The sequence below is a fragment of the Halorubrum wangae genome (genome assembly GCF_051194135.1).
GTDB lineage: Archaea > Halobacteriota > Halobacteria > Halobacteriales > Haloferacaceae > Halorubrum.
This window is the reverse complement of sequence record NZ_JBLZNH010000002.1, coordinates 368687-393623: the sequence shown is the minus strand read 5'-3', so window position 1 is coordinate 393623 and position 24937 is coordinate 368687. Positions and strand designations below refer to the sequence as shown.

General features: G+C 68.5%; 28 protein-coding genes. 15 read left to right on the top strand and 13 right to left on the bottom strand.

From position 1 onward, the window contains the following. Positions 1–96: 96 nt before the first annotated feature. From ACNS84_RS07200 to cofD, 5 genes are all read right to left on the bottom strand, one after another. Positions 97–291, bottom strand: a complete 195-nt coding sequence (locus tag ACNS84_RS07200; RefSeq protein ID WP_435074164.1) for a 30S ribosomal protein S17e — start codon at positions 289–291, stop codon at positions 97–99. Positions 292–385: 94 nt separating this feature from the next. Continuing rightward, the gene (locus ACNS84_RS07195; protein ID WP_435074163.1) at positions 386–1054 is read right to left on the bottom strand and encodes a DUF447 domain-containing protein; all 669 of its coding nucleotides are present in this window, start codon (positions 1052–1054) and stop codon (positions 386–388) included. Next, positions 1051–2001, bottom strand: coding sequence for a triphosphoribosyl-dephospho-CoA synthase (locus ACNS84_RS07190; RefSeq protein WP_435074162.1), 951 nt, complete (start codon positions 1999–2001; stop codon positions 1051–1053). The genes ACNS84_RS07195 and ACNS84_RS07190 overlap by 4 nt, the downstream gene beginning before the upstream one ends. Beyond that, complete coding sequence (locus tag ACNS84_RS07185; RefSeq protein WP_435074161.1) at positions 1998–2813, bottom strand: beta/alpha barrel domain-containing protein; 816 nt, start codon at positions 2811–2813, stop codon at positions 1998–2000. Before ACNS84_RS07185 ends, ACNS84_RS07190 begins: the two co-directional genes overlap by 4 nt. Next, positions 2810–3826, bottom strand: a complete 1017-nt coding sequence (cofD, locus tag ACNS84_RS07180; RefSeq protein WP_435074160.1) for a 2-phospho-L-lactate transferase — start codon at positions 3824–3826, stop codon at positions 2810–2812. The genes ACNS84_RS07185 and cofD overlap by 4 nt, the downstream gene beginning before the upstream one ends. Positions 3827–4208: 382 nt before the next feature. Between cofD and ACNS84_RS07175 the strand changes: the two genes are divergently transcribed. Continuing rightward, positions 4209–4910, top strand: coding sequence for a DUF2270 domain-containing protein (locus ACNS84_RS07175; protein WP_435074159.1), 702 nt, complete (start codon positions 4209–4211; stop codon positions 4908–4910). A 32-nt stretch (positions 4911–4942) separates the two neighbouring features. Here ACNS84_RS07175 and ACNS84_RS07170 read toward each other — a convergent pair whose 3' ends face one another. Beyond that, the gene (locus tag ACNS84_RS07170; protein WP_435074713.1) at positions 4943–5863 is read right to left on the bottom strand and encodes an isoaspartyl peptidase/L-asparaginase; all 921 of its coding nucleotides are present in this window, start codon (positions 5861–5863) and stop codon (positions 4943–4945) included. Positions 5864–6074: 211 nt separating this feature from the next. Here ACNS84_RS07170 and ACNS84_RS07165 point away from each other — a divergent pair, with 211 nt between their 5' ends. Further along, positions 6075–7568 (top strand): HTTM domain-containing protein, encoded by a 1494-nt coding sequence (locus ACNS84_RS07165; RefSeq protein ID WP_435074712.1) that lies wholly within the window; start codon positions 6075–6077, stop codon positions 7566–7568. Between the two features lie 293 nt (positions 7569–7861). Beyond that, positions 7862–9124: an isocitrate dehydrogenase (NADP(+)) gene (gene icd / locus ACNS84_RS07160; RefSeq protein ID WP_435074158.1), complete on the top strand. Its 1263-nt coding sequence runs from the start codon at positions 7862–7864 to the stop codon at positions 9122–9124. Positions 9125–9254: 130 nt separating this feature from the next. Here the strand turns inward: icd and ACNS84_RS07155 are convergent, their stop codons facing one another. Beyond that, positions 9255–9692 (bottom strand): DUF5809 family protein, encoded by a 438-nt coding sequence (locus ACNS84_RS07155; protein WP_435074157.1) that lies wholly within the window; start codon positions 9690–9692, stop codon positions 9255–9257. 36 nt (positions 9693–9728) lie between these two features. Next, positions 9729–10235: a DUF5810 domain-containing protein gene (locus ACNS84_RS07150; protein WP_435074156.1), complete on the bottom strand. Its 507-nt coding sequence runs from the start codon at positions 10233–10235 to the stop codon at positions 9729–9731. Positions 10236–10558: 323 nt separating this feature from the next. On the opposite strand from ACNS84_RS07150, the gene ACNS84_RS07145 reads away from it, so the two are divergent. The 9 genes from ACNS84_RS07145 (at position 10559) to ACNS84_RS07105 (ending at position 16384) form a co-directional block, all read left to right on the top strand. Further along, positions 10559–11803, top strand: coding sequence for a translation initiation factor IF-2 subunit gamma (locus tag ACNS84_RS07145; RefSeq protein ID WP_435074155.1), 1245 nt, complete (start codon positions 10559–10561; stop codon positions 11801–11803). Position 11804: 1 nt separating this feature from the next. After that, on the top strand, positions 11805–12266 hold the full coding sequence (locus ACNS84_RS07140; protein WP_435074154.1) for a type II toxin-antitoxin system VapC family toxin: 462 nt from the start codon (positions 11805–11807) through the stop codon (positions 12264–12266). A gap of 21 nt (positions 12267–12287) precedes the next feature. Then, on the top strand, positions 12288–12863 hold the full coding sequence (locus ACNS84_RS07135; RefSeq protein WP_144798118.1) for a DNA-directed RNA polymerase: 576 nt from the start codon (positions 12288–12290) through the stop codon (positions 12861–12863). Further along, the gene (gene spt4, locus ACNS84_RS07130) at positions 12863–13060 is read left to right on the top strand and encodes a transcription elongation factor subunit Spt4 (protein WP_008001262.1); all 198 of its coding nucleotides are present in this window, start codon (positions 12863–12865) and stop codon (positions 13058–13060) included. Before ACNS84_RS07135 ends, spt4 begins: the two co-directional genes overlap by 1 nt. A 37-nt stretch (positions 13061–13097) precedes the next feature. Then, the gene (locus ACNS84_RS07125; protein WP_435074153.1) at positions 13098–13676 is read left to right on the top strand and encodes a GTP-dependent dephospho-CoA kinase family protein; all 579 of its coding nucleotides are present in this window, start codon (positions 13098–13100) and stop codon (positions 13674–13676) included. 95 nt (positions 13677–13771) lie between these two features. Beyond that, positions 13772–14080, top strand: coding sequence for a 30S ribosomal protein S24e (locus tag ACNS84_RS07120; protein WP_435074152.1), 309 nt, complete (start codon positions 13772–13774; stop codon positions 14078–14080). Positions 14081–14091: 11 nt separating this feature from the next. Then, positions 14092–15804, top strand: a complete 1713-nt coding sequence (locus ACNS84_RS07115) for a bifunctional N(6)-L-threonylcarbamoyladenine synthase/serine/threonine protein kinase (protein ID WP_435074151.1) — start codon at positions 14092–14094, stop codon at positions 15802–15804. A 78-nt stretch (positions 15805–15882) separates the two neighbouring features. Further along, a complete protein-coding gene (locus ACNS84_RS07110; RefSeq protein WP_435074149.1) occupies positions 15883–16173 on the top strand; it encodes a DUF5808 domain-containing protein in 291 nt (96 codons plus the stop codon). Positions 16174–16249: 76 nt separating this feature from the next. After that, a complete protein-coding gene (locus ACNS84_RS07105; protein ID WP_006114415.1) occupies positions 16250–16384 on the top strand; it encodes a hypothetical protein in 135 nt (44 codons plus the stop codon). Here the strand turns inward: ACNS84_RS07105 and ACNS84_RS07100 are convergent. The 4 genes from ACNS84_RS07100 to pyrH form a co-directional block, all read right to left on the bottom strand. After that, complete coding sequence (locus ACNS84_RS07100; RefSeq protein ID WP_435074148.1) at positions 16368–17417, bottom strand: sensor histidine kinase; 1050 nt, start codon at positions 17415–17417, stop codon at positions 16368–16370. The two genes, ACNS84_RS07105 and ACNS84_RS07100, sit on opposite strands and share 17 nt — an antisense overlap. A 73-nt stretch (positions 17418–17490) precedes the next feature. Next, the gene (locus tag ACNS84_RS07095) at positions 17491–17796 is read right to left on the bottom strand and encodes a DUF7573 domain-containing protein (protein ID WP_435074147.1); all 306 of its coding nucleotides are present in this window, start codon (positions 17794–17796) and stop codon (positions 17491–17493) included. Further along, positions 17797–19503 carry a lysine--tRNA ligase gene (lysS, locus tag ACNS84_RS07090; protein ID WP_435074146.1) on the bottom strand — a complete coding sequence of 569 codons (1707 nt, stop codon included), beginning with the start codon at positions 19501–19503 and terminating at the stop codon, positions 17797–17799. Further along, complete coding sequence (pyrH, locus tag ACNS84_RS07085; RefSeq protein ID WP_435074145.1) at positions 19500–20225, bottom strand: UMP kinase; 726 nt, start codon at positions 20223–20225, stop codon at positions 19500–19502. The genes lysS and pyrH overlap by 4 nt, the downstream gene beginning before the upstream one ends. A 142-nt stretch (positions 20226–20367) precedes the next feature. Between pyrH and ACNS84_RS07080 the strand changes: the two genes are divergently transcribed. The 3 genes from ACNS84_RS07080 to ACNS84_RS07070 all read left to right on the top strand — a co-directional run bounded on the left by ACNS84_RS07080 (position 20368) and on the right by ACNS84_RS07070 (position 23190). Then, positions 20368–21222 (top strand): molybdopterin synthase, encoded by an 855-nt coding sequence (locus tag ACNS84_RS07080; protein WP_435074144.1) that lies wholly within the window; start codon positions 20368–20370, stop codon positions 21220–21222. Positions 21223–21570: 348 nt separating this feature from the next. Continuing rightward, on the top strand, positions 21571–21831 hold the full coding sequence (locus tag ACNS84_RS07075) for a DUF7123 family protein (RefSeq protein WP_435074143.1): 261 nt from the start codon (positions 21571–21573) through the stop codon (positions 21829–21831). A gap of 207 nt (positions 21832–22038) precedes the next feature. Beyond that, positions 22039–23190 carry a site-2 protease family protein gene (locus ACNS84_RS07070; protein ID WP_435074142.1) on the top strand — a complete coding sequence of 384 codons (1152 nt, stop codon included), beginning with the start codon at positions 22039–22041 and terminating at the stop codon, positions 23188–23190. A gap of 71 nt (positions 23191–23261) precedes the next feature. Here ACNS84_RS07070 and ACNS84_RS07065 read toward each other — a convergent pair whose 3' ends face one another. Continuing rightward, positions 23262–24935: an ABC1 kinase family protein gene (locus ACNS84_RS07065; protein ID WP_435074141.1), complete on the bottom strand. Its 1674-nt coding sequence runs from the start codon at positions 24933–24935 to the stop codon at positions 23262–23264. Positions 24936–24937 lie beyond the last annotated feature (2 nt).

Genomic DNA, 24937 nt, shown 5'->3' with positions numbered 1-24937 from the left:
GCGGCGAGGTGGCCGCGGCTTCACTCATAAACGGCGGGAATGGGCGGGCGCCGCGGCTCGGACGGCCGGAACGAACGCTCGAAAATGTGACTCCGATTACGCCGACTGGGCCGCCTGCGCCTTCTTCTGGGTGACGTAGCCAGCGATCCGGTTGCGAACGCCCTTCGACTCGACGGTGGTGAGGGTTGTGACGCTCTCCTTGTTCGTCTCGAAGTCCGTGTTAAACGAGTCAGGATACTGCTCCAGCAGGACGTTCCCGAGTTGCTTGATGTACTTGGGTTTGATGGCCATACCGACCGATACCGCCGGGCCGAACTAAAAGGGTTCGTTCCGCCGCGAGCGGCCGCGAGGCGGTATCACGACGGTACGGCGACCGCGCGGTCGCTCACGCGTCGCCGTCGCGTCCCCCGTCGTCTCGGTCGTCGCCGGAGCGCCGCTCGGCCGCGAGCACCCGCCAGCCGGTCGCCTCGTCGATCCGGGCGAACGCCTCTCGCTCGGCCGGACCGCCGCACCGATCGACGACGTCCGCGAAGTACGTCAGGCGATCGAGCAGTTCGTCCGTATCGAACCCGGGCACGTCAAGCCGCGAGGCGGCCACAGTCGCGTCGATCACCGCCCCGAATCCCCGGTTGATCGTGAGCACGCGCTCCCGGCGCACGTCGCTCTCGACCGGGTCGAGCGCCCACGTCCGGATCGTGGTGTCGCCATCGGTCTCGCTCCCGACTTCCGCCGCGGTCACCTCGACCCACGCGTCAGCTGTGTCCACGACGGGAGCGTCGGTCTCACGCACCGTCAGCGCAGCGTCGACGAACGTCCGGGGATCGGCGGTGAACTGGATGACGCCACTGCCGCGTTCGGTGAAATTCCGCCACGTGCGAGTGCGTCCGTAGGTCCGCGCGGTGACGGGGTCGCCGGGTTTCTCCGGCGCGTGGAGCCCGAGCGCCGCGACGTTCCAGCGGCCGTTCGGACCAAGCGTCGTTACGACCGACTCGGTGACGCCGCGGAGCGCGACCGGCCAGCCATCGGGTACGGAAGCGCCGCGGTCCTCGGTCACGGCGCCACCTCCGCGCCGTGCCGGATCGCGACGTACAGGGCCGCGCAGGTCAGGTCCGCGGTCGTTCCGGGGTTGATCCCCTCGTCGACGAACGCCGCCGCCAACCCCTCCGCGGCGTCGAGGTCGGCCCCGTGGACCGCGTCGGCGTCGAACGCGTCGACCCCTTCCGACCCTGCGGCCGCGCCGTCGAGCAGCGCGGCGGCTCGGGTACTCGCCTCGCGCGCCGCCTCGGGGCCGTGCGCCGCGGCGACCAGCGTGTCTGGCTCGGCCGCGAGCAGTCCGAGGAACGTCCGCGCGGCCCGGTCGGTCAGCGGTCCCGTGTCGGTCCGTATCCACTCGGCGGCGCGGAACGTCCGCGGGAACCCCTCGACCCACTCCCGGGCGTTGCGGTCCGGAACGCGGTCGGCGTCGTCGGGATCGGCCGAGATTGCCAGCACGTCCCGCAGCGTCAGCCCCCGCTCGCGGAGGGCCGGCGCCGCGTCGCTCCCGCGTCGCACGTCGAGGTCGGCGGCGTCCGGGGGCGGGTCCGCGACGGCGACGTCGACGTGCTCGAACGCGCGGTAGAACGCGACGGCGTCGTCGACGGTCGCGTCGCGGGTCACGCGGTCGACCGCGGCGGCGTCGAGGCGGCCCGAGGAGGACGCGGCCTCGGTGACGGTCGCCCGAAGCAGCGGGACGAGCAGCAACAGGCAGCCGAACTGAGTGTTCGTTCCCGCGCGATCGGCCATCCCCGCGACCGCGCGCTCGAAGGCCTCGCCGAGAGGGACGTCGTCGTCCGCGGCGAGTTCCAGCCCCGCTCTCGCGCCGACCGCCCCGCCGAGGAACGAGTCGAACCGGAGGTCGTCCAGGTCCCGGTGGCGGTCGACGTTTCCCGGTTTCGGGGTCCCGGCGACTTCGAGGAGGAGCGCGAGGGTGGCGTCGTCGACCGGATCGCGCGCGGCGGTCACCGCGGCGCCTCCCGGCGAGCGTCCGTCGGGTCATCAGACGACGCCCCCTCTCGCCACGCACGCACCGCCTCAGCGACGCGTTCGAGGTCCGCCGGGCGCTCGCTCGGCCGGCCGACGCTGACGGCGTCGGCCCCGTATGCGGCGTACTCCGCGACGGTCCGCCGGCCTCGGACCCCGTTGTTGGCGATCACGACGAGGTCGGCGGGAGCGCCGGTGGCACCGGTCGTTAACTCGCCGACGACTGCCTCGGAGTCCATCGCGTCGACGTGGAGCCAGTCGGCGCCCGCCTCGGCGACCGCGTCGGCGACGGCGACGAGGTCGACGCCGGGGACCTCAGCGCGCACCTTCACGCTCGTCGTCGCGCCCGTCTCGGCCGCGGCGGCGACGTACTCGGCGAGCCGGTTCGTATCGCGGAGCAGTGATTCGCCGCAGCCGACCGCGCGAAGTTCCGGCTGTCGGCAGTGGGCGTTGATCTCGCAGACCGCGCCTCGATCGGCGCAGATCGCCGCCGCCTGACGCACCGGCTCGACGGTCGCACTCCGGAGGTTCATCCCCGGACGGACCGGCGCGTCCCCGAGCGCGGCGAGCTGGCGGTCGATCCACGCGAACGGGTCATCGGGGAGGAACTCGGAGCGCCCGCGGGCGACGAGGTCGCGCGCGGCTGCCCGACTCGCGGGGTCGAGCGCGATTCCGCCGAGCAGCGCCGCGTCGACGTGGGGGGCCGCGGCGCGCGCCCAGTCGGCGTCGGCCGCGCCGCTGAGACTGGCGGCGACGAGGAACGGGGTCGGGCCGTCGTCTCCGGTCGCCGTCACTCCGCCACCTCCGCGTCCGAGACCGCCGCGAGCGCACGTTCGCAGGTTCGAGCGACGCGTTCCGCGTCGTCGGCGTCGTCGATCCGCGTGTCGGTACGCTCGACGTGGCGGCCCTCGAGTTCGGTCGGGTCGTCCGTATCCAAGACGAACGCGTCGGCGAATGGGTACGAGGCGGCCACACCCGCGGTCGAGGGGTCGCGGCCGACGCCGGCCATCAGGTCGGCCGCCGGTCCCGAGAACACCTCGTCGTCGACGAACGGCGAGACCGCGACGACCGGCGTCTCCGAGAGCGCGGTCTCGAACCCGGGGAGCGCGAGCATCGGACCGACGCTCGTCACCGGGTTCGACGGCCCGATCACGACCGGCTCGGCGAGCGCGTCGCGGACCGCCGCCGTCGGTTCGGCGCCCCTGGCGCCGCGGAACTCCACGTCGGCGACGGCGGGGTCTCCCCGGCGCGCGACCCAGTACTCTTGGAAGTGGATCATCTCTCCGTCGGCGGTGTGGATCAGCGTCGCGACCGGGTCGTCGGACATCGGCAGGAGTTCGACCTCGAGGTCGAAGGCGTCGGCGAGGACGCGAACGGCCTCGGTGAGCGTCCGCCCCTCGTCGAGGAGGCTGGTCCGCGTGACGTGGACGGCGCGGTCGCGGTCGCCGATTTCCATGAATTCGCCGACGCCGGAGAACCGTCGCCAGCGGGCGATCTCTCGACCCGCCGTCTGCGCCTTCGCGTCGAGGTACCGGGGCTCCGTCCCGAGTCCGACCTCGTCCGCAAGCCGGCGGAGTTCCTCGTGCGTCGCAGTGGTGTCGTCGGCGATCCCCCACCACGTCTCGCGGTCGAGGACGCCGCCGCCGGCGAACAGCACGGTGTCGACGTCAGGGCAGACGAGGTGGCCGCCGAGTTCGACGTCATCGCCCGTGTTGGCGACCACCGAGATCGAATCGGCGTCCCACACGCGCGTCGCTCCGTCGAGAAGCTTCGGCGTCCCCGTACCGCCGGCGAGGAACGTAACCATACGCGGGCAACGCGGCGGGCGGATTTGTATCCTCGCCTCCGCGGGCGACGAGGCGAATCGGGCCGGAGTAACGGATTCGTGTACGCGTGATCGACGACCCACCTGTTTCCGTCGACCAGTATCCACTGCGACAGCGGGTTCGTTTTGACTGCCATCGGTCCCGCTTCTGACTCACCCGTTTACGTTATCCACAGACTCAGTATTCACACTGAACCGACCGGATCGGCGGTGGAGACCTCCGTGTCCGATGCGAACGGTAACTGCTGAGGTTCAGACGGCTCGGCCAGTGAAACCGCGTCGAGCCCGCGATCGAAGGCCGTTCTAGATCTACAGATATTTCGACCGTAGAAGTGCTTTTACTGCTGATACCGTACACTTCCGTATGGCCGATGAAACGCCAGACGACTCCGAACTGGCAGCGGAAGCCGAACTCGGCAGCGAAATGGCCGAGCACAGCACGGAGATGAGTTCGATATTGGGAGACGCCTATCGCGGAGAGTTGGACCGGGAGACGACCTGGCGATCGCGCCTCGACCAGACGACGACGTGGGGAGTAACGGTCGTGGCTGCGATTCTCACGTTCGCGTTTTCCAGCACCGATAATCCGCACTATATCATCCTCGTCGGTATTCTAGCGGTCTCTCTCTTCCTGTTGATCGAAGCGCGGCGGTATCGTGACTATGACGTCTATCGCTCGCGAGTGCGTCTCTTCCAACAGAACTTGCTCGCGGACGCGCTCGATCCGTCAGAGGGGGTCGAACACGAGGATTGGCGGAGTAAACTCAGTCGGGATTACCGGACACCGACGCTGAAAGTGTCGATGGGGGAAGCCGTCGCGAACCGCCTTCGGCGGATTTATCTCCCGCTGTTGGTCGTTTTGCTCGTCGCGTGGCTGTTCCGAATCACGGCGTTCGCGCCGAACGAGAGCCTGCTGACGACTGCCAGCATCGCCGTCGTCCCCGGAACGCTCGTCGTCGCCGTCATCGCCCTCTACTATATCGCCATCAGTATGATCGTACTCTGGCCTCGGGACAGGGAAGCGAAAGGAGAGTTCAGGGAAGGGGATCCGAAAGAATGGAAATAGCCTAACTGACCGCGCGTCACTCGCGCCAGCGGTTATTTATAAGCGAGACTCGTCTGCATCCCGTCCGTGTTGAACGCGCTCCCGGCCCCGTCGTCGTCGAGGACGATGACCCCGGCGTCGGAGCCGGTGATCGACTCGAACTCGTCTATCGCTCTGTCGGCCGCTCGCTGCGCGTCGAGCCCCTCGTCGAGGAAGTCGACGGCTCGCCGCGACAGCGTGACGCGCGCGATGTCCTCGCCGGCCCCCGTCGCGCTCGCGCCGCCGGCCTCGGTACAGAAGAAACCGGAACCGACCTGCGGCACGTCGCCGACCCGCCCCGCGAGCGCGAACGACCGACCACCCGTGGAGGTCGCCGCCGCGAACGTCTCGCCGTCGGTCGCGACCGCACCGACCGTGTCGTGATCCGGGGCGCGGTCCGGATCGTCCCCCTCTCCGCCGTCGGTCTCGGGGGCGCCGCCGGCCTGATCCGACCCCGATCCGAAGCGCGTCGCGAGCCAATCGAGATGCTCGCGGGGACCGCCCTGCGGGGGATCCTCGCGCTCGTACGTCTCGCGCGTCTCGTCGGTGAGGAGGTCGACGCCGGTTTCGATCCCGAAATCGTCGGCGAGGGCGACCGCGTGCTCGCCGGAGACGAAGACGTGCGGCGTCTCGGAGCGGACGACGCGGGCGACGCTCGCGGCGTGCTCGACCCCCGGCATCGAGCAGGCTGCGCCGACGGCCCGGTCCGAGGTCATCACACCCGCATCAGTGCGGACGACGCCGTCGGACTGGACCGCACCGCCGACGCCGGCGTTGAACCGGGGGCTCGATTCGAGCGGTGCGAGCGCCGCCTCGACCGCGTCGAGGGGTGTTCGGGCGTCGGCGCCGCGCTCGGCCGCCTCGTCGAGGACCGCCTGTCTCGGCGCCGGTTCGTCCGGGACGCCGCCGGCGCCGCCGTGGACGATGACGCGCATCGAGTGTCCCTGTGACATACGCGGAGATTCCCCGGCGTCCGCATAAGCGTCCGGAAAGCGGCGGGCGGCGAGTCCGGATAGCGGGGCATCACCCCCGCGATCCGCCGCCGTAAGACCTATTTCCGCTGCTCGGAGAGTCGCCATCGTGGACGATTTCCGAGGACGCTCCGGCGACGACCCGTCCGAGACCTCCGAACCGCGCACCGGGGGCGTGTCGGCGGACGAGCGCGTCCTATCCCGTCGCCGACTGCGGAACGCGGTCCGGGCCCGCATCGGGGTCGACCGCCGAGCCCTCGCCGCATTTCGGATCGCGCTCGCCGTCACGCTCCTCGTCGACCTCGGACTCCGCGCTCGGAATCTGACGGCCTTCTACACCGACGCGGGCGTGCTCCCGCGTTCGGCGCTCGCGGAAGCGTCTCCCCTCGCCGCCCGCGTCTCGCTGCACGCGCTCTCCGGGGAGGCGTGGGCCGTCGGGCTGCTGTTCCTCGTCGCCGCGGCCGCGGCCGTCGCGCTCGCGGTCGGCTACCGGACGCGGGTCGCGACCGCCCTCTCGCTGGTGCTCCTCGCGTCGCTGCAGGCGCGGAACCCGTTCGTGTTGAACGCCGGCGACACCCTCTTCTGGCAGCTGCTCGGGGCGGGATTGTTCTGTCCCCTCGGTGCGCGGTGGTCGATCGATGCCGTTCGTCGACAGGGGTCGGACGCGGCGTCGACGCACGAAGGACGAACGGCTCGCGAGCGCTTCGCCGGGTCCGCCTCCGCGCTCCTGCTGGCCGTCGTCCTCGTGGTCTACGTCTCGAACGCAGTCGAGAAGCTCCGCGGGACGGCGTGGCCGGGGGGCGAGGCGGTCGAACTGGTGTTCCGACTCACCTACCTACACGGGCCGCTCGGCGGGCTGGTCCCCGAGGCGCCGGGACTGCTCGCGGCCGCCACCTACGGCTGGCTCGCGCTGCTCGTCGCGTCGCCGCTGCTCGTCGCGTCCGCCGGGCGAGTCCGGGCGGCGCTCGCCGGGACGCTGTTCGCCGCGCACCTCTCGATGGCGTTCACGCTCCAGATCGGCGTCTTCTCGGCGATCTCGGCGGCCGCGCTGCTGCCGTTCTTCCCGCCGTTCGTCTGGGACCGCGTCGAGGAACTCGCCGGACCGACGAGCGAGCGACTTCGCCGGTGGGCGGAGTCGTTCGCCGATGGGCCGGGCGAGAGTGCGCCCTCGAAGCGGCCGGTTCGGGGTCGCGTCGTCGCCGGCGTCGCCGTCGTTCTTCTCGCTGCGCTGCTCGCGTGGAACGGGATGGCGCTCGGACTCGTCGACGCGCCCGAACCCGTCGCGACCGTGACGGACCCGACCGAGCGCGGGTGGAACATGTTCGCGCCCGACCCGCCATCGACCGACTCGCTCGTTCTCACGACGGCGACGACCGCGGGCGGCGACCGGATCGACGCCCTGTACGGCGACCCAGTCGCCGCCGATCGGCCCCCCTCCGACGCCCGGGCGTACCCAACCGCCCGCTGGCGGAAGTACCTCACCCTGTTGGCGGCCGACGAGTCGCCAGCCCGCGTCGACGCGCTGCTCGCGCACCTCTGTGCTCGTCCGGGAGGAGACATCGGTGTCGACGCCGCATCGGTGAGCGTTTCGACGGTCGAAATCGACGTGACGGGCGGGAACGAGACGCAGGTTCATGAACTCGGGACGCGGGAGTGCCGAACGGGATGATGGTCGCCGTCGGACGGAGATTCGACGGGTCGCTCGCGTACGTGTTCGCGCGTTAATGGTTGATTGATGGGTTGATGAGAGAAGTAGACAAGTCGATGAACTGATCGGAGACGGATCGGGACGGACGTAGTCGGCGCGCGAGTCTCGCCCGTCGCGAAATCGCGTCGGTTCCCACTGTCGGTACGTCACTTCGTTGTCGGCCAGAAACGGTGTTCCCCGCCTCAGTCTGCCGATTCGGCTCGCGCAGAAAAACGGCAGGCACTTTACGTGGGTCCGACAATGCACGAACGTTCATGAGCTACGATAAGGTAGACGTCCCCGACGACGGCGAGGCGATCACGCTCGCCGACGAGGAGACCGGCGAGCTGAACGTCCCGTCCAACCCCATCATCCCGATCATCCACGGCGACGGGATCGGTACCGACGTCGGGCCGGCCGCACAGCAGGTACTCGACGCGGCCGCCGAGGCGACCGGACGATCCATCGCCTGGATGCGCGTCTACGCGGGCGCCAGCGCCCGAGAGATGTACGACGAGAACCTCCCCGAGGACACCGTCTCGGCCATCCGGAACCACCGCGTCGCGATCAAGGGCCCGCTGACGACCCCCGTCGGCGCCGGCTTCCGCTCGCTGAACGTCGCGCTCCGAAAGACGCTCGACCTGTACGCGAACGTCCGCCCCACCTACTACATCGACGGCGTCCCCTCGCCCGTCAAGAGCCCCGAGAAGATGGACATGGTCACCTTCCGGGAGAACACCGAGGACGTCTACGCCGGCATCGAGTGGGAGGCCGGCACCGACGACTCCGAGAAGGTACGCGATTTCGTAGAGGAGGACATGGGCGTAGACGACGTCATCCACGACGGGCCCGTCGGCATCGGCGTCAAGCCCATCTCCGAGTTCGGCTCGAAGCGCCTCATCCGCGAGGCGGTCGACTACGCGCTGGCGAACGACCGTGATTCCGTCACGCTCGTCCACAAGGGGAACATCATGAAGTTCACCGAGGGCGCGTTCCGCGACTGGGGCTACGAGGTCGCCGAGGAGGAGTACGGCGACGACGTCATCACCGAGGATCAGCTCTGGGAGGAGCACGACGGGGAGCAGCCCGAGGGCACCCTCGTCGTCAAGGACCGCATCGCGGACAACATGCTCCAGCAGCTGTTGACCCGCACGAGCGAGTACTCCGTCATCGCGACGATGAACCTCAACGGCGACTACATGTCCGACGCGGCCGGCGCGCAGATCGGTGGCCTCGGCATCGCGCCGGGCATCAACCGCGGCCACGGTCGCTGTCTCGCCGAGCCCGTCCACGGCTCCGCGCCCAAGTACGCCGGCGAGGACAAGGTGAACCCCACCGCGATGATCCTCTCCGGCCGCGAGATGCTCGACTACCTCGGCTGGTCCGACGCCGCCGACCTCGTGCGCGAGGCCGTCGAGGAGACCATCTCCTCTGGAAAGGTCACCTACGACCTGCACCGGCAGATCGAGGGCGGCGAGAAGCTCGCGACGAGCGAGTTCGCCGACGCCGTCGTCGAGAACATCGAGAAACTGTCGTAGACGGCTTCTCGTGCCCCCGGAACTCGGAGGATTCCGGGGACATCGAAGAACTCGAGTAAGCAAGTAACAGCCGCGTTCCGCTTTACTTCGATTTTTTATATCGCTCGGACGCCGAGCCGCGGCCCCGAAGCTACCGCCCCGACTCGTAGAACTCCTCGCGGTAGACGCGCCCGAAGGCGTTCCGGCGGAGGGTGCTGGCGGCCGCGTCGGGTTCGTCCTGGAACGTCGCCGCGATCACGGTGTCGGCGAAGGGTATCGGGTGCCAGACGAGGTTGTCGACGTTGTCGGAGCCGATCCGGACGACGTCGTCCGCGTCGAACTCGCTGTCGGCGAGCCACGCGTCGAACTCGGCCTCGTCGCCGACGTGGACCGCGAGCAGTTCGGCGAAGGTGGCGTCGCGGGCGGTTCGAATCACCTCCGGCGTCACTCGGTCGTCGTACTCGTCGGCGTCGAACGACATCGCCTTCGTCGCCTCGCGGACGACGACCTGCGCGACCGGACCGACCTCCTCGTAGCGTTCGAGCGCGTCGGCGCGGGTCTCGGGAGCGAACGTCCCTCTGGTGTGCATACGCCGCGTTCGTCGTCGACTGAAAAGGGCGTTCCGCTACGCGGACGAGTCGTCGACGGGGTCGTCGCCGTCGCCGTCCCCGTCGTCGCTATCGGCACCGCCGGTCTCGCCGTCCTCGTCGCCCTCGGAGAGCAGTTCGCGGGTCAGTTCGCGGGCCTCGCGAAGCGCCGCGGCGGTTTCGGCGTCGGTCGCGCCCGACTCGTCGACGGGTGGCGCTGCGTTCGCGGCGCCGCGGTCCTCTGCGTGATCGTGGCCGGCGTGACCGCCCTGCGCGTGCCCGGCGTGGTCGTGCTCTCCGAGGTCGACGTTCGGACGGCCGCGGTCGACGGTGTCCTCGAACACCTCGTGGTACTCGGCCGCCTCGGCGTGAGGCGTCACTTCGGCCGCGAGTCCGTCCGGATCGCGGTCGCTCCAGTCGGGGACGCGGTCGTCGAGCCACGTCTCGTGGTCGTCCCCGTGGAGCATCGCCGTGAACGCGAGGTGATGCGCGAGGTGTTCGCCGTCGCGCTGCGGGGTCTCGCAGACGGGGCACGCGTATCCCATGTCGAGCGTGCGTACGCGGGTGAGGCGTAAAGTCGCGTCGAACGACGCCGATGGCGACGCCGGTTGCCGGCGCCTGACCGACGCACTCGGCGTTTCCGCGGTGCCGATCTCCGAACGTCCGGCCTTGTCGTCCGCGCGCCGTCGCCTCGGCCGTTCATTTATAAATACCCCGTCGTGGTCGTGCTCGTCTGTTTAAATACGGTTCGTTGCGTTCGCTGATGGGCGTCCGCCGTCGTCGACGCCGCCGGCGCCGCTATAACAGCAACTTTATCACTCGCACGGAGCGAATTTCCTGTAAGACTACTCCGTTAGGAGGTCCAACAGTGACTGAAGCCAACACACAACCGGAGGTGAACATCGGTCTCGTCGGTCACGTCGACCACGGGAAGACGACGCTCGTGCAGGCGTTGTCCGGCTCGTGGACCGACCAGCACAGCGAGGAAATGAAACGCGGCATCTCGATCCGCCTGGGGTACGCTGACGCGACGTTCCGTCGCTGTCCCGGCGTCGACGCGCCCGAGTGCTACACCGTTGACGAGGAGTGCGAGGACGGTTCGGAGAGCGAGCGGATCCGGACGGTCTCGTTCGTCGACGCACCGGGTCACGAGACGCTGATGGCAACGATGCTCTCCGGCGCCTCGATCATGGACGGGGCCGTGCTGGTCATCAGCGCGACCGAGGACGTCCCGCAGGCGCAGACGGAGGAGCACCTGATGGCGCTCGATCTCATCGGGATAGAGAATATCGTCATCGCGCAGAACAAGGTCGACCTGGTCGACCGCGACCGCGCGGTCGACAACTATCGGCAGATCCAGGAGTTCGTCGAGGGCACCGTGGCGGAGGGCGCGCCGATCGTCCCCGTCTCGGCCCAGCAGGAAGTCAACATCGACCTGCTCATCGACGCGATCGAGACGGAGATCCCGACTCCCGATCGCGACCCCGGCGAGAGCGCGCGGATGTACGCGGCCCGCTCGTTCGACATCAACCGCCCGGGCGCGACCGCCGCGGACCTCAAGGGCGGCGTCGTCGGCGGTTCGCTCGTCAGCGGCGAGCTCTCCGTCGGCGACGGGCTGGAGATCCGACCGGGACGCGAGGTCGAAGAAGAGGGCCAGACGGAGTGGCGGCCGCTGGAGACGAGCGTCCGCTCGCTGCAGGCCGGCAGCACGAACGTCGAATCCGCGCGTCCCGGCGGACTGCTCGGCGTCGGAACCGGACTGGACCCGAGCCTGACGAAGGGCGACGCGCTCGCCGGACAGGTCGCCGGCGAGCCCGGAACACTCCCGCCGACCCGCAACGAGTTCGAGATGCAGGTCGACCTCCTCGACCGCGTCGTCGGCAAGGAGGACGACGAGAGCGGCGAGAGCGACATCGAGGAGATAAGCACCGGCGAGCCGCTGATGCTGACGGTCGGCACCGCGACGACGGTCGGCGCGGTGACGAGCGCGCGAGAGGGCGAGTGCGAGGTGAGCCTCAAGCGGCCCGTCTGCGCCGAGGAGGGCGCACAGATCGCGATCAACCGGCGCGTCGGCGCGCGCTGGCGACTCATCGGCGTCGGGACGCTCTCGTAACGTGACCGACGACGCCCGCGCGGACGGCTCGGAGAACACGGACGCGGGCGGCGGTCGCACCGAGGACCTCGCGGGCGACGGCGCCCCGGTCGTCGCGCTCGACGCGAGCGCGCTGATGGCGCCGGTCGAGGCGAACCTACGGCTGTTCGAGGAGTTGGACCGGCTCCTCGGCGCGTACGAGGCGGTCGTTCCGACGGCGGTCGTGTCGGAGTTAGACCGGTTGCAGGGCGGAAACGGCGAGGCGGCGACCGCGGCGAGCGTGGGCGCGGACCTCGCGACACGGACGGAGACGGTGGCGACGGACGAATCGTACGCCGACGACGCGCTGGTCGAACTGGTCACCGATGGCCGGGTCGACGGCGTCGTCACCAACGATCGACCGCTGGCGAACCGAGTGCTGGAGGCGGGCGCACCAGTAATCGGTTTAAGGGGTCGGAACACACTGGCAATAACGGAACCCTAGCGGACGCGGACAACCAAGAATATGTACAAACGAGTTCGACTCAAGGATACGGTCGAGGTACCGCCGAAACACCTGGCGGACGTCACCGACGAGCGGGTGAAAGCCCTGCTGCAGGACAAACTGGAAGGACGAATGGACGAGGACGTCGGCAGCGTCGTGAGCGTCATCGAGGTTCACGACATCGGCGAGGGCGCGGTGCTCCACAACCGCCCCGGCGTCTACTACGAGGCCGAGTTCGACGCGCTGACCTACGACCCCGACATGCAGGAAGTCGCTGACGGGACGGTCGTCGAGACCGTCGAGTTCGGCGCCTTCGTCGGGATCGGCCCGGTGGACGGCCTCCTCCACGTCTCGCAGATCACCGACGAGTACCTCACGTTCGACGGGGCGAACCAGCAGCTCGCCTCCTCGGACTCCGACAAGACCCTCGGCGTGGACGACGCCGTCCGGGTCCGCGTCGTGACGAAGAGCATCGACGAGCGCAACCCCCGCGACTCGAAGATTGGGCTCACGGCGAAACAGCCGGGGCTCGGGAAACACGAGTGGCTGGAGGGGAAACGGCTTCACCGCGAGCAGACCGGTGAGGAGGCCGACTGATGGCGGAGGACCGCCTCGCCTGCCGTGAGTGCCACCACGTCAACGACCCCGACTCGCAGACCTGCGAGCACTGCGGGTCGTCGTCGCTGACGGAGGACTGGGCGGGCTACGTCATCATCACGAAGCCCGAGGAGAGCCAGATCGCCGAGGAGATGAACGTCACGAAGGCCGGTTCGTACGCGCTGAAGGTCCGGTAGCGGCGCCGAAGTGACACGACAGAGGTTTTCACACACTATGCTCACCCTTCCAGAATCCATGCGCGACGCGTTCAAAGAGCCGCTCGGCCCGGTGACGGCGGACGCCGACGAACTGCTCGCGGACGCGGCGGAGACCCGCGGCGAGCGGGCCGCGCCCGACGCCCCCATCATCGCGGTGGGTGACGTGGTCACGTACCACCTCCGGGAGGCGGGTCGCGTCCCCGACGTCGCGCTGATCGACGGAAAGACCGAGCGCGAGGCGGTCGACGCGGAGATCGAAGCGGCGCTCGCGGCTGCCGACGCGCGTCGAATTCACGTGGATAATCCCCCCGCGTCGCTGTCGGCGGAGCTGCTCGAGGCGCTCGGCGAGGCGCTCTCAGACGCCGATCCCGTCATCATCGAGGTGACCGGCGAGGAGGACCTGGCCGCCCTCCCCGCGATCCTCGCCGCGCCCGACGGCGCGAGTGTCGTCTACGGCCAGCCCGGAGAGGGGATGGTCCGCGTCGAGGTCACGCCGGAGTCCCGGGCGGAGGCGCGAGAGCTGTTCGAGACGCTCGACGGCGACATCGAGGCGGCCTACAAGGCGATCGGACGCGTCCCTGACGGAGATCGGTGAGATCCGGGCGGAGACCACCGAACGCTCGGCGCCGACGGCACCCCCGCTTCGAAATCCTTTTACAGCTTTCGAGGGGATATACGCGTAACTGAACCATGGACGTCGATATCATCTCCGAGGAAGAGAACCCGATGTTGCACCGCACGGACATCCGATTCGAGACGACCCACGACGAGGCGACCCCCTCCCGCCTCTCGGTCCGCGACTCGCTCGCGGCCAAGCTGGACAAGGCCTCGGAGGAAGTCGTCGTTCACGAGCTTAACACCAAGTTCGGCATGCGCAAGACGGTCGGCTACGCGAAGGTGTACGACTCCGCGGCAGACGCGCTCGACGTCGAACAGGAGTACATGCTCGAACGCAACAAGATCGGCGACGAAGCGGACGTGGACGCCGAAGAGGCCTAACGCCGCGCCGGATGCGCGTTCTCGGCATCGAAGGGACCGCGTGGTGTGCAAGCGCCGCGCTGTACGACGCCGAGACCGAGACCGTTCTTATCGAATCTGACCCGTACGAACCGGACAGCGGCGGCATTCATCCGCGAGAGGCCGCAGAGCATATGTCCGAGGCGATTCCCGAGGTCGTCGACGCGGTGTTGACGGCCGCAGAGGCCGAACACGGCCCGGACGCAATCGACGCGGTCGCCTTCTCGAAGGGACCGGGACTCGGTCCCTGTCTCCGGACTGTGGGGACGGCCGCACGGGCGCTCGCCGGGGCGCTCGACGTGCCCCTCGTCGGCGTCAACCACATGGTGGCACACCTCGAGATCGGTCGCCATCAGTCCGGATTCGAGAACCCGGTGTGTCTGAACGCCTCCGGGGCGAACGCACATCTACTCGGCTACCACGACGGCCGGTACCGCGTGCTCGGCGAGACGATGGACGCGGGCGTCGGAAATGCCATCGACAAGTTCACGCGCCACGTCGGTTGGGATCACCCCGGCGGGCCGAAGGTGGAGGCCGCGGCGGCGGAAGCGGCCGCCGAGCGCGACCCGGACGCCGAACTGCTCGACCTGCCGTACGTCGTCAAGGGGATGGACTTCTCGTTTTCCGGGATCAGCTCCGCCGCCAACGACGCGTTCGACGAGGGGGTACCGGTCGAGGAGATCTGTTTCTCGCTGCAGGAGCACGTGTTCGCGATGTTGACAGAGGTCGTCGAGCGAGCGCTCTCGTTGATCGGGGCGGACGAACTCGTCCTCGGCGGCGGCGTCGCGCAGAACGACCGGCTCCGCGAGATGCTGGCGGCGATGTGTGCGTCGCGCGACGCCGACTTCTACGCGCCGGAAGCGCGGTTCCTCCGCGACAACGCGGGGATGATCGCGGTCCTGGGCGCGAAGATGGCGGCGGCGGGCGACACGGTACCGATCTCCGAGTCGGCGATCGACCCGAACTTTCGACCGGACCAGGTTCCCGTGACGTGGCGCGAGGGTGACGCGTCGATCGCCCGTGGCCGAGGAGGCGGAGAGCGCGGCAGCGACGACCAGAGCGGCGAGGAGGCCGCCGACCGGCGCGGCGCGGAGGCGACCGTCGAGGTCGTGGCGGCGGTCGACGGCGGCGCCGACCGGCGCGTGATCAAACGTCGGGTCCGGAAGCGATACCGGCACCCCGAACTGGACCGAACGCTCAGGCGCGACCGGACCGTCGCCGAGGCCCGACTGACGAACGAGGCGCGTCGGGCGGGCGTCCCGACGCCCTTGGTGTACGATGTCGACCTCCGTCGGGCGACGCTGACGCTCCAACACGTGGGCGACCGGGACCTCGCAGCCGACCTCGACGAGCGGTGGACGGCCGCGGTCGGCCGCCACCTCGCGCGGCTTCACGGGGAGGGGATCGTCCACGGCGACCCGACGACGCGGAACGTCCGGATCGAGGGGTCGGCCGCGGAGAACGCGACCGATACCGGTGCGGACGCCGACGCGCGGACGACGCTCATCGATTTCGGACTCGCCTATCACACCGGCCACGTCGAAGACCACGCGATGGACCTCCACGTGTTCGAGGGCTCGGTCCGCGCGACGGCGACCGACCCGACCCCCCTGATCGAGGCGTTCGAGACCGGTTACGCGGAGCGGGGCGACGAAGCGGTCCTCGGTCGGCTGCGCGAGGTCGAGGGGCGCGGACGGTATCGGTAGTCGACGCCGATCCGGAGCACGCGGTCTCGGGCCCCGGTCCCGCCACGATTTATATGCCCAGCGGGTGATATGCCGTGTATGGCAGACAAACCGTCCTCGGGAGAGATACTCGGGATCCCGTACAACTTCGAGCGGCCGAGCCTCGGTCGGCTCCTCTCGTCGTACTGGCAACCCGACAAGGGGATGCTGGTGGAGAAGCCGTTCGGCATCGGATACACGCTGAACCTCGCCAACTGGCGGTCGTGGATCGTGCTGGCGATCGCCGGCGGACTCTACTACCAACAGAACCAGTCCGCCGCGGCCGGCGACGACGACGACGGTGAAGCGGACGACAACGGCCCGGTCGAAGTGATCGTCGACGGCGACTGACGACGGCGACGACCGGTTCTCACGATCGATTCTTGAGACGACGTATTTTAACCGTTGACGCCGCTTGGTACGGTCAATGAAAGTTCAGTTCGAATGCTCGTGTTCGGAGGAGATCTCCGAGTTCACGCGCGGGGAGACGAGCCGCGGCGTCCACGTGGAGTGCGGCAACTGCGGAGCGGTGTACGCCGTGACGATCACCGAACTCGACTGACCGGATCGCTCTCGACACCGGGTCGATCATCGTCGCCTCGGTCGCCCTCGTCGACCGGGGGTGTCGCCGTCCCGGCTTCGCCCCCTGCCGACTCGCTTCGCCCCTCCGGTGGCCCGTCTCGCCCGTCCGGCCACTCGGCGCCCGCGTCCGCCGACTGAAACCGAAGCCTGACGGTCGTTCCGTCGTCGCTCGTCTCGAAGCTGACGGTGCCGCCCTGCGTCTCGCACATCCACTTGACGAGCCAGAGGCCGATGCTGCTCGCGTGCGAGAGCGGCGTCTCTCGTTCGGCGCGCAGCACCGCCCGCTCGTCCGGAGGGATCCCCGGACCGTTGTCCGTGACTTCCAAGCAGGTGGTCGTCTCGTCCGCTCGTATCCGCGCGTCGACGCACCGCGTCGAGCCATCGTTGTGCATGACCGCGTTCTCGAACACTTCGCGGACGGGATGTTCGATCGAACGGTCCGCCCGGATCCACGCCTCTGGGGGCGATTCGACCGTGATCGACACGTCCGACCCGTCGACGTCTTCGGCCGCGTCCCAGACGGTTTCGACCAGATCGATCCGACCCCTCGGCGCACCGGGTGACGCCTCCTCGACGACGCGGAGCTTCTCGCTGATGGCGACCATGTCATCGGTCTTCTCTCGGATCGTCTCTAGGTACTCCCCGCTCCGCTCGTCGTCGACGCGGTCGGTGAGCAGATCCGCGTATCCGCGGATGACGTTGAGGTCGTTGCGAATGTTGTGTCGGAACACGCGACTCAGGACCTGAAGCTGTTGGTTCGACGTTTCGAGCTCTCTGCGAGCCGATTCCGCACGACGTCGGTGGTAGCACAGGGCGCGATGGAAGAACAGCGAGGCGACGGCCACGGTCACCCACCCGCTCACGAGGCGGGCGGGAGTCCACGCGGCCGCGTGACCGGTGGCGGACGCGATCGCCACGTCGATCACGGTGACGAACAGCGCTCCCGTACAGAGGAACCCCACGGCGAGGGCGCGTGGCGAGCGGCCGTAGATTCGATCGGGAGAAAAATTCATATCAGTATTAATAAACCTCAGGAAGAGTCATCTGCAAGTAACACCCGCGCGCGTCAGCTTAAATCTGCCCGCGTTACCACTCCTTGCACTCGCCGCAGACGAGGACACCGTCGTCGAGCCAGCGCCGCGAAACGCGTCCGCCACATCGGTCGCAGGCGGCCGCGTCGGTAGTCCACGTCGCGGTCGGGACCGCGGGGTCGACGTCGACCGCGTCGGCGTTCGACGCCGCCACGTCCCCGTCGGTCGGATCGGCGTCGGGGGCGTTCGCGCTCTCGGCATCGATTCCGTCGGCCGCGTCGCCGTCGGCGTCGTCCGCTTCGACGTCGGCCGCCTCGGTCGGGTCGGAGGCGAACTCGTCCAGCGAGCGGTCATCGGGCATTCACGCCTCCCGTCGGAGTCGTGCCACGACGTAGTCTCGCTCCAATTCGCCGAGGAACTCGCCGAGCCGGGGCCCCTGCGTGTCGTCGAAGAAGAGGCGGTAGCCGGCCGCGAAGAAGTCGCCAACCTCGATATCGTGCGCCCGCGCCGTTTCGTACATCTCCGCCTGAATGGCGTCGCCGTCGTTGCCCGCGGCGACGAAGTCGGCGAGGTCGTCCAGCGCGGCGGCCACGTCGTCGTCGAACTCGGCGTCGGGGAGCGCCGTCTGGAGCCGGTAGTCGTACTCGTTTCCGGTGCGCTCCGCCCAGTTACGAGCCTTCTCGACGCGCGCGAGCGCGGCCGCGACGACCTCCTCGGACGCGTCCTCGGGGATGTGGCCCTCATCGCGGGCGAGCCGCTCGCGAAAGTCGGGGTCGTCGACCATCCCCAGGACGGCGGCGAACGTGTACGGAAGCCGGACGGGCTTTTCCGTCGGCGGGTCGTCCGCGCGGTCGACGACGAAGGGGTAGGCGCGCTCGGCGAAGGCGGTCAGGTCCTCGTCGTCGATCTCGCCGAAGTACGCGCGCTCGAAGCGGTCGAACCGGTCGACCAGCTGATCGAGCCGTTCGACGTCGAGGTCGCGGGCCTTCTTCGGGTGGAGCGCGAAGAAGTACCGGAGCACCGCGGGCTCGAGCAGTTCGAGCAGCTCCGGGACCGTGACGACGTTGCCCGCCGACGAGGAAAGCGGCTCGCCGTTGAGCGTGAACCACTCGTACACCATCGGGACGGGCGGCTCGATACCGAGCACGTTCCGCGCGACGTCGACGCCCGAGGGCCACGATCCCTCCGCGTGGTCCTTGCCGAACGGTTCGAAATCGACGTCGAGCACGTCCCACTGACCCGGCCACTCCAGCCGCCACGGGAGCTTCCCCTCGCGGAACGTGGCGGTCCCCTCGTGGCCGCAGCCCTCGATGACTTCGTCGCCGACTTCCATGTCGGTGCAGACGTAGTCGACGGTTTCGGCGTCCATATCGATCGCCGTGACCGTTTCGGTGACCTTCCCGCACTCCGCGCAGATCGGGTTGAAAGGGACGTACTCGTCGTCGACCTTGTCCTGGTACTGCGAGAGCACCTCGCGGACGCCGTCCAAGTCACCGAGGACCGTCCGAATCACGTCGTCAAAGTCGCCGTCTGCGTACAGTTCGGTGTTCGAGATCATCTCGACTGGAACCCCGAGCCGGTCCGCGTCGGCCTGGAGGAGGGCAGCGAAGTGGGCTGCGTACGACTCGCGCTCGCCGAACGGGTCCGGGATCGCGGTGTACGGCTTTCCGAGGTTTCGGCCGAGCGCGCCCGCGTCCACCTCGCCGAGGCCGACGATGTCGCCGTCGGCGTTCGCCAGCTTTCGCGGGAGTTTCCGGAGCGGATCCTTATCGTCGGAGGTGAACACCTGCCTGACCTCGTGGCCGCGGTCACGAAGCACCGCGGCGACGAAGTAGCCGCGCATGATCTCGTTGAAGTTACCGAGATGCGCGACCCCCGACGGGGAGACGCCGCCCTTGATCACGATCGGGTCGTCCGGGTCGCGCGCCTCGATTTCGTCGGCGACCACGTCGGCCCAGAAGGCGTGGAAGCCGGCGGCGTCGTCAGCCCCGTCCGCGTCCTCACCCGCGACTCCGGCGGCGTCTCCTGTTTGCTCGGAGAGGATGTGGGGGGAGTCGTCGCCGCTCACGCGTCGCTCCCTCCGGTCCAGTGGGTCGGTTCGTCGGCGCCCGTCGGGACCACGTCGGTTCCGGTGTGGTCACCGCGGAGCACCGCGTCGACGACGGCGCTCGGGTCCGTTCCGTCGAGCACGATGGCGCGGATCCCCGCGCGGTCGATCAGCTTGGCCGCGAGGAGGTCGACGGGCGCCGACGCGCCGGCGTTTCGGCTCATGGGGAGCACGACGTCGACGAGTTCGGTCGGCGACATCGTGCCGAACTGCGTCGCATCTGGCTCGACGTTCGGGTCCGCGTCGTACACGCCGTTCGCGCTCGTCGCGTACACGAGAAGGTCGGCGTCGACAGACTCGGCGAACGCGGCGGCGACGGCGTCGGTCGTCTGTCCGGGAGTGACGCCGCCCATCACCGACACCTCGCCGCGCCGGAGCGCCGCGGCCGCCTCGTCGTACCTCGTCGCCGGCGAGAGGTTCGCGCCCCCGTCGAGCGCGGCGATCAGCAGGCGGGCGTTGAGCCGGGTGGTGCCAATGCCGAGCTGGTCGAGTTCGACCTCGTTCGCACCGAGGTCGCGCGCCGTCTCGATGTACTCGCGCGCGACGCCGCCGCCGCCGACGACGACGCCCACCTCGCAGCCGTCGGCGGCAATCCGCTCGATCGCCTCGGCGTGCGCGGCCACCCGCTCGGGATCGAGATCGGGCGCGAGCACGCTCCCGCCGATAGAAACGACGACTCTCATTACCGTCGCATACCCCTGTCGCGCTCTTAAGGATTATCAAGCCCGGACGACGGCGGAGGCCGGTGCGGCGGCCTCGCGTGTGGACGCGAGGATCAGGCGACGGGCGGGAAACGCCTAAGCCGCTCGCACCCCGCCGTCGAGTATGCAACCGATAGCGATCGTGGGACCGAGCGCGACGGCGCTAGCGGCGAGGCTCGTCGACCGACTCGACGGGCGAACCGCCGTCGTGAACCGCACGGACGACGACGCCGAGGACAGCGCCGTCCGAGGGACCGACGTCACCGACGGCGGCGTCGAAATCGCGTCGGCGGCGGCCCGGACCGTCGCCGACACCGAAGTGGCGCTCGGAGCCGACGGCGAGTGGACCGGCCGCGGGAGGGTCGACGGTCTCGACGAGTTCCTCGACGGGCTTGCGCCCGACCACGACTACCTCGTCGCCGTCGGTGACTCCCGGCTTCGCGTGCCGACCGTCCTGCTCGGTTCGGACGCGGCGGCGGAGGACGTACCGGGGCCGGTGATCGCCGCCGCAGACGCGCCGGAGGACGTCGACCTCGACGCGCTCGTCGCCGACCTCGACGCCGAGGAGCCGTGGATCACGCGCGAGACGCTCGTTCGGCGAGTCGAGTCGTCGCCGGACGCGGATCGCGCGGGCGCCATCGCGACGTTCACCGGCCGGGTCCGGGCGCGTGACGCCCCCGACGACGACCGCACCACGCATCTGGCCTTCGAGAAGTACGAGGGCGTGGCCGCGGAGCGCATGGCCGTAATCGAAGCGGAACTGGCCGATCGCGACGGGGTGTTCGACGTGCGGATGCACCATCGAACAGGCGTGATCGAGGCCGGAGAGGACATCGTCTTCGTCGTCGTTCTGGCGGGGCACCGAGGCGAGGCGTTTCGGACCGTCGAGGACGGAATCGACCGGCTGAAAGACGAGGTGCCGATATTCAAAAAGGAGACCACAGAAGCGGAGGAGTTCTGGGTCCACCGGCGCGACTGATCGCTCGCTCGCGCCTGACGACGGCCCGTCCACACCCGCCCCCGGACCGGAGTTTCGACTGCGCGCGCGGGGCGAAATGCGGTCGCCGATCGGCAGAAAATCGGTGATAATTGTGTGTTAACTCCGCGGGACGTCGTCACCCAAGAGACGTGGGCGTCGATGTAGAGGACAGAAATAAAGCTACGAGAATCAGTTATAAAATATCTACGAGCTTCTCGAACCGTTTTGAACGGTTTGTCAGACACGTTTTAGTCGAGGGGTTGTGCGTGAAAAGCCATGAAACCCGCTGAACACCGTCCAACGTTCGCACCTTTATAACAATCTCCGGGAGCATCTCAGCAGTGTATCATGAGCGCGACTGCCAACCCCTCCACGAACGCGAACCCGACCGACGACCTCAGCAAGGAAGAGCGGCTGAAGCAGTACCTGCTCAACCGCGCCGAGGAAGGCGAGATGTACTTCAAAGGGAAGTTCATCGCCGACGACGTCGACCTCTCGCCGAAAGAGATCGGCGCCCTGATGGTGAAGCTCAGCGACTCCGCCACGGAGCTCACCGTCGAGAAGTGGTCGTACACGGGCGCGACCACGTGGCGCATCGAGCCCGTCTGAGACGGCGGTCGCACCGCGCGTTCGGCACGCTGCGGTCGTGAACGCGCGTTTCGTCCGGCCGAGAACGTAGCACCGCGCACGCTCCCCCGTCCCCGCTCCATTTCTACGGTTCCCGCTCCCGTGACTCGATCGCCCGCGACGCCGCTCAGGAGAGCCGTCGAGACGGTCGACGCGGGATTTATACTCACCGACGAATTATTTCGGGCGATGCCAGAACACAAGGACGGGGGGCCGTCGGTCGGATCCGACGTACCGCGTCCGGAGCCGCTTCAGACGTTCTTTCGGGTGGACGAGATTCGCCGGGAAGACGGGCGCATTCGGTACGTCGGCGAGTCGTACGTGCCGGAGCGAACCCTGTTGCGGAAGCTCGTCCAGCCGTTTCGGGACGCGGGCTACGACGTCGACCTCGAGGTCACTGAGGCGGGTCACGTCGTCGTCGCGACGCCCTTCGACCACGGCCGGGACGGAGTTCCGTGGCTCAACGTGGTTATGTTCGTCGCGACGGTGTGCACGACCCTGTTCGTCGGCGCCTACGGGTGGTACTACATCGGCTGGGAGGAGATCACCGCGAACCCGCTGACGATACTCCAGGCGTGGCCGTTCACCGCGGCGGTGCTCGGCGTCCTGATGACGCACGAGCTCGGCCACTACGCGGCCGGCCGGTACCACGGGATTAGCGTCTCGCTCCCGTACGTCATTCCGTTCGTGTTCCCGTTTGGCACGCTCGGTGCGGTGATCCGGATGCGGGGACGGATGCCCTCTCGCCGGGTGCTGTTCGACATCGGCGTGGCCGGTCCCATCGCGGGGCTCGTCGCCACGGTCGTCGTCACCGTCATCGGCCTCTCGCTCGATCCGATCCGCGTTCCCGCGGAGCTCGCGAACGCCTCCGGGACGATGATCCGGTTCAACAACCCGCCGCTGTTGGGGATCATCGCCGACCTCATCGGACAACCGACCGTCTACGAGGACCCGACCCTCACGGCGCACCCGGTCGTCATCGGCGGCTGGGTCGGGATGTTCTTCACGCTGCTGAACCTCCTTCCCGTCGGTCAGCTTGACGGGGGACACATGGTTCGAGCCATGCTCGGCCCGCGTCAAGAGACGATTGCGGCGCTCGTTCCCGGCGCGCTGTTTTCGATCGCCGCGTACCTCTACTTCTGGCGGGGCCTCGGGATCGACGAATCTGTCGGGCTGTGGGGGTTCTGGGGACTGTTTGCGATCGTGATCGCGTTCAACGGACCGGCGACCCCGGCCGACGAGGAGCGGATCGGCTGGCCCCGGCTCGCCGTCGGCCTCGCGACGTTCGGGCTCGGGGCGCTCTGTTTCCTCCTCGTCCCGATCCAGGTCATCTCCGGCTGATCGACGTGCGGGCCGGGCGAGCGCGAGTCGCCGTCGACGCTCCGAGTCTGAACGGAGAACGGACGCACGGCTCAGTCGTCGCGGCGCTGTTTCATTCCTTGTCTGGTGAACTGCGGGGTCGTCCTGAGTCCGCGCTTCTTCCGGAAGGAGCGATAGAGCGCGATCGCGAGCGGGACGGCGAGCAGGAGCACGATCCCCGCCAGCCGCCACGCGTCGGCGAACGAGTAGAGGATCGTCGCGGAGAGCACGCCGACCGCGAGCAGCACCGAGTAGGCGATCCGCATCGCGAGCTTGTCGAGCACGTTCGAGTCGTCCTCGATCGTGATGTCGAAGTGGAGGTCGCCGCGGTTCGCTCGATCGAGGAAGGTGTCGGCCTTCGGCGGGACGGTGAACAGCGATTCGGTGGTGCGCTGGAGCTGTCGTCCGGCGTCCTCGGCGAGGTCGCGGGCGGTCTGTTCGTAGTACCCCTCGTCTTTGAGGTACGCCGTCGCCGTGGAAATGAAGTCGAAATCGGGATCGAGGGTGACGCAGACCCCCTCAACGACGGTGGCGACGCGGAGAACGAGCGCGAGGTTTGGCGGAAGGCGGAGCGGGAACTCGTAGATGGTCGACTCCACCTGCTCGATGATCTGGTTCACCTGGTACTGCTCGATATCCTCGCCGCTGGCGTCCGCGATGGCGAGTTCCATGACGTTCCCCATCACCTCGCGGTCCGCTTCGGGCGAGAGCGTCCCCATGTCGATCAGCGTGTCGAGGATGCCGTCGATGTCCTGCCGGGCGACGGCGACGTAGAACTCGACGATCTTCTCTTGGATGAACGGATCGACGCGTCCGGCCATCCCGAAGTCGTAGAAGATCACGGCACCGTCGTCGTCGACGGCGAGGTTGCCGGGGTGCGGGTCGGCGTGGAACACGCCGTCGTCGATAATCATCTGGAGGTATACCTCTTGGAGCGTCTCGGCGAGGTCGTTGCGGTCGAACCCCGCCGCGTCGAGCTCGTCGAGCTGGTTGATCTTCATCCCCGGCACGTACTCCATCGTGAGCACTCGCGGTCCGGAGACCGCTTCGTAAGCGGTCGGGATCCGAATCCGGTCGTTGTCGGTGAAGTTACCGCGTATCTCCTCGAGCATCTCGCGCTCGCGCTCGTAATCCATCTCCTCGCGGATCGTCTTCGCGAACTCGTCCGCGAGGTTCTCCAGCGAGAACGCCCGACCGGCACCGGTGAAGCGCTTGACGAGCGGGATCGACCAGCGGATCGTCCGGAGGTCGGCCTCGACGAGCGACTCGATCCCCGGCCGACGAACCTTCACGGCGACCTCGTTCCCTTCGTAGCGGGCGGTGTACACCTGCCCGAGGCTCGCGCCGCTTATGGGCTCTCTGTCGAAGTCGTCGAACGTCTCGTCGACCGGACCCAACTCGTCTTCGAGGACGACCTTCGACTCCCGCCACGGGGCCGGCGGGACGTCGTCTTGGAGCCCCTCGAGCACATCGATGTAGGCCGGCGGGAGGATGTCCGGACGGGTCGAGAGGATCTGCCCGAGTTTGATAAACGTCGGACCGAGGGTGAGCAGGATGTCGAGGAGGATCCCGGCTCGCTCGCGCTGGGTCTCGACGTCGACCTCGCGACCCCCACCGAACAGGAAGTATCGCTTCTGGTCCCGCCAGTAGGCGACGATAAGCGGCGAGAACCGCCGCATGACTACGAAAAACCGCCAGTAGGCGCGAAGGTTAACCAGCGTGACCACCC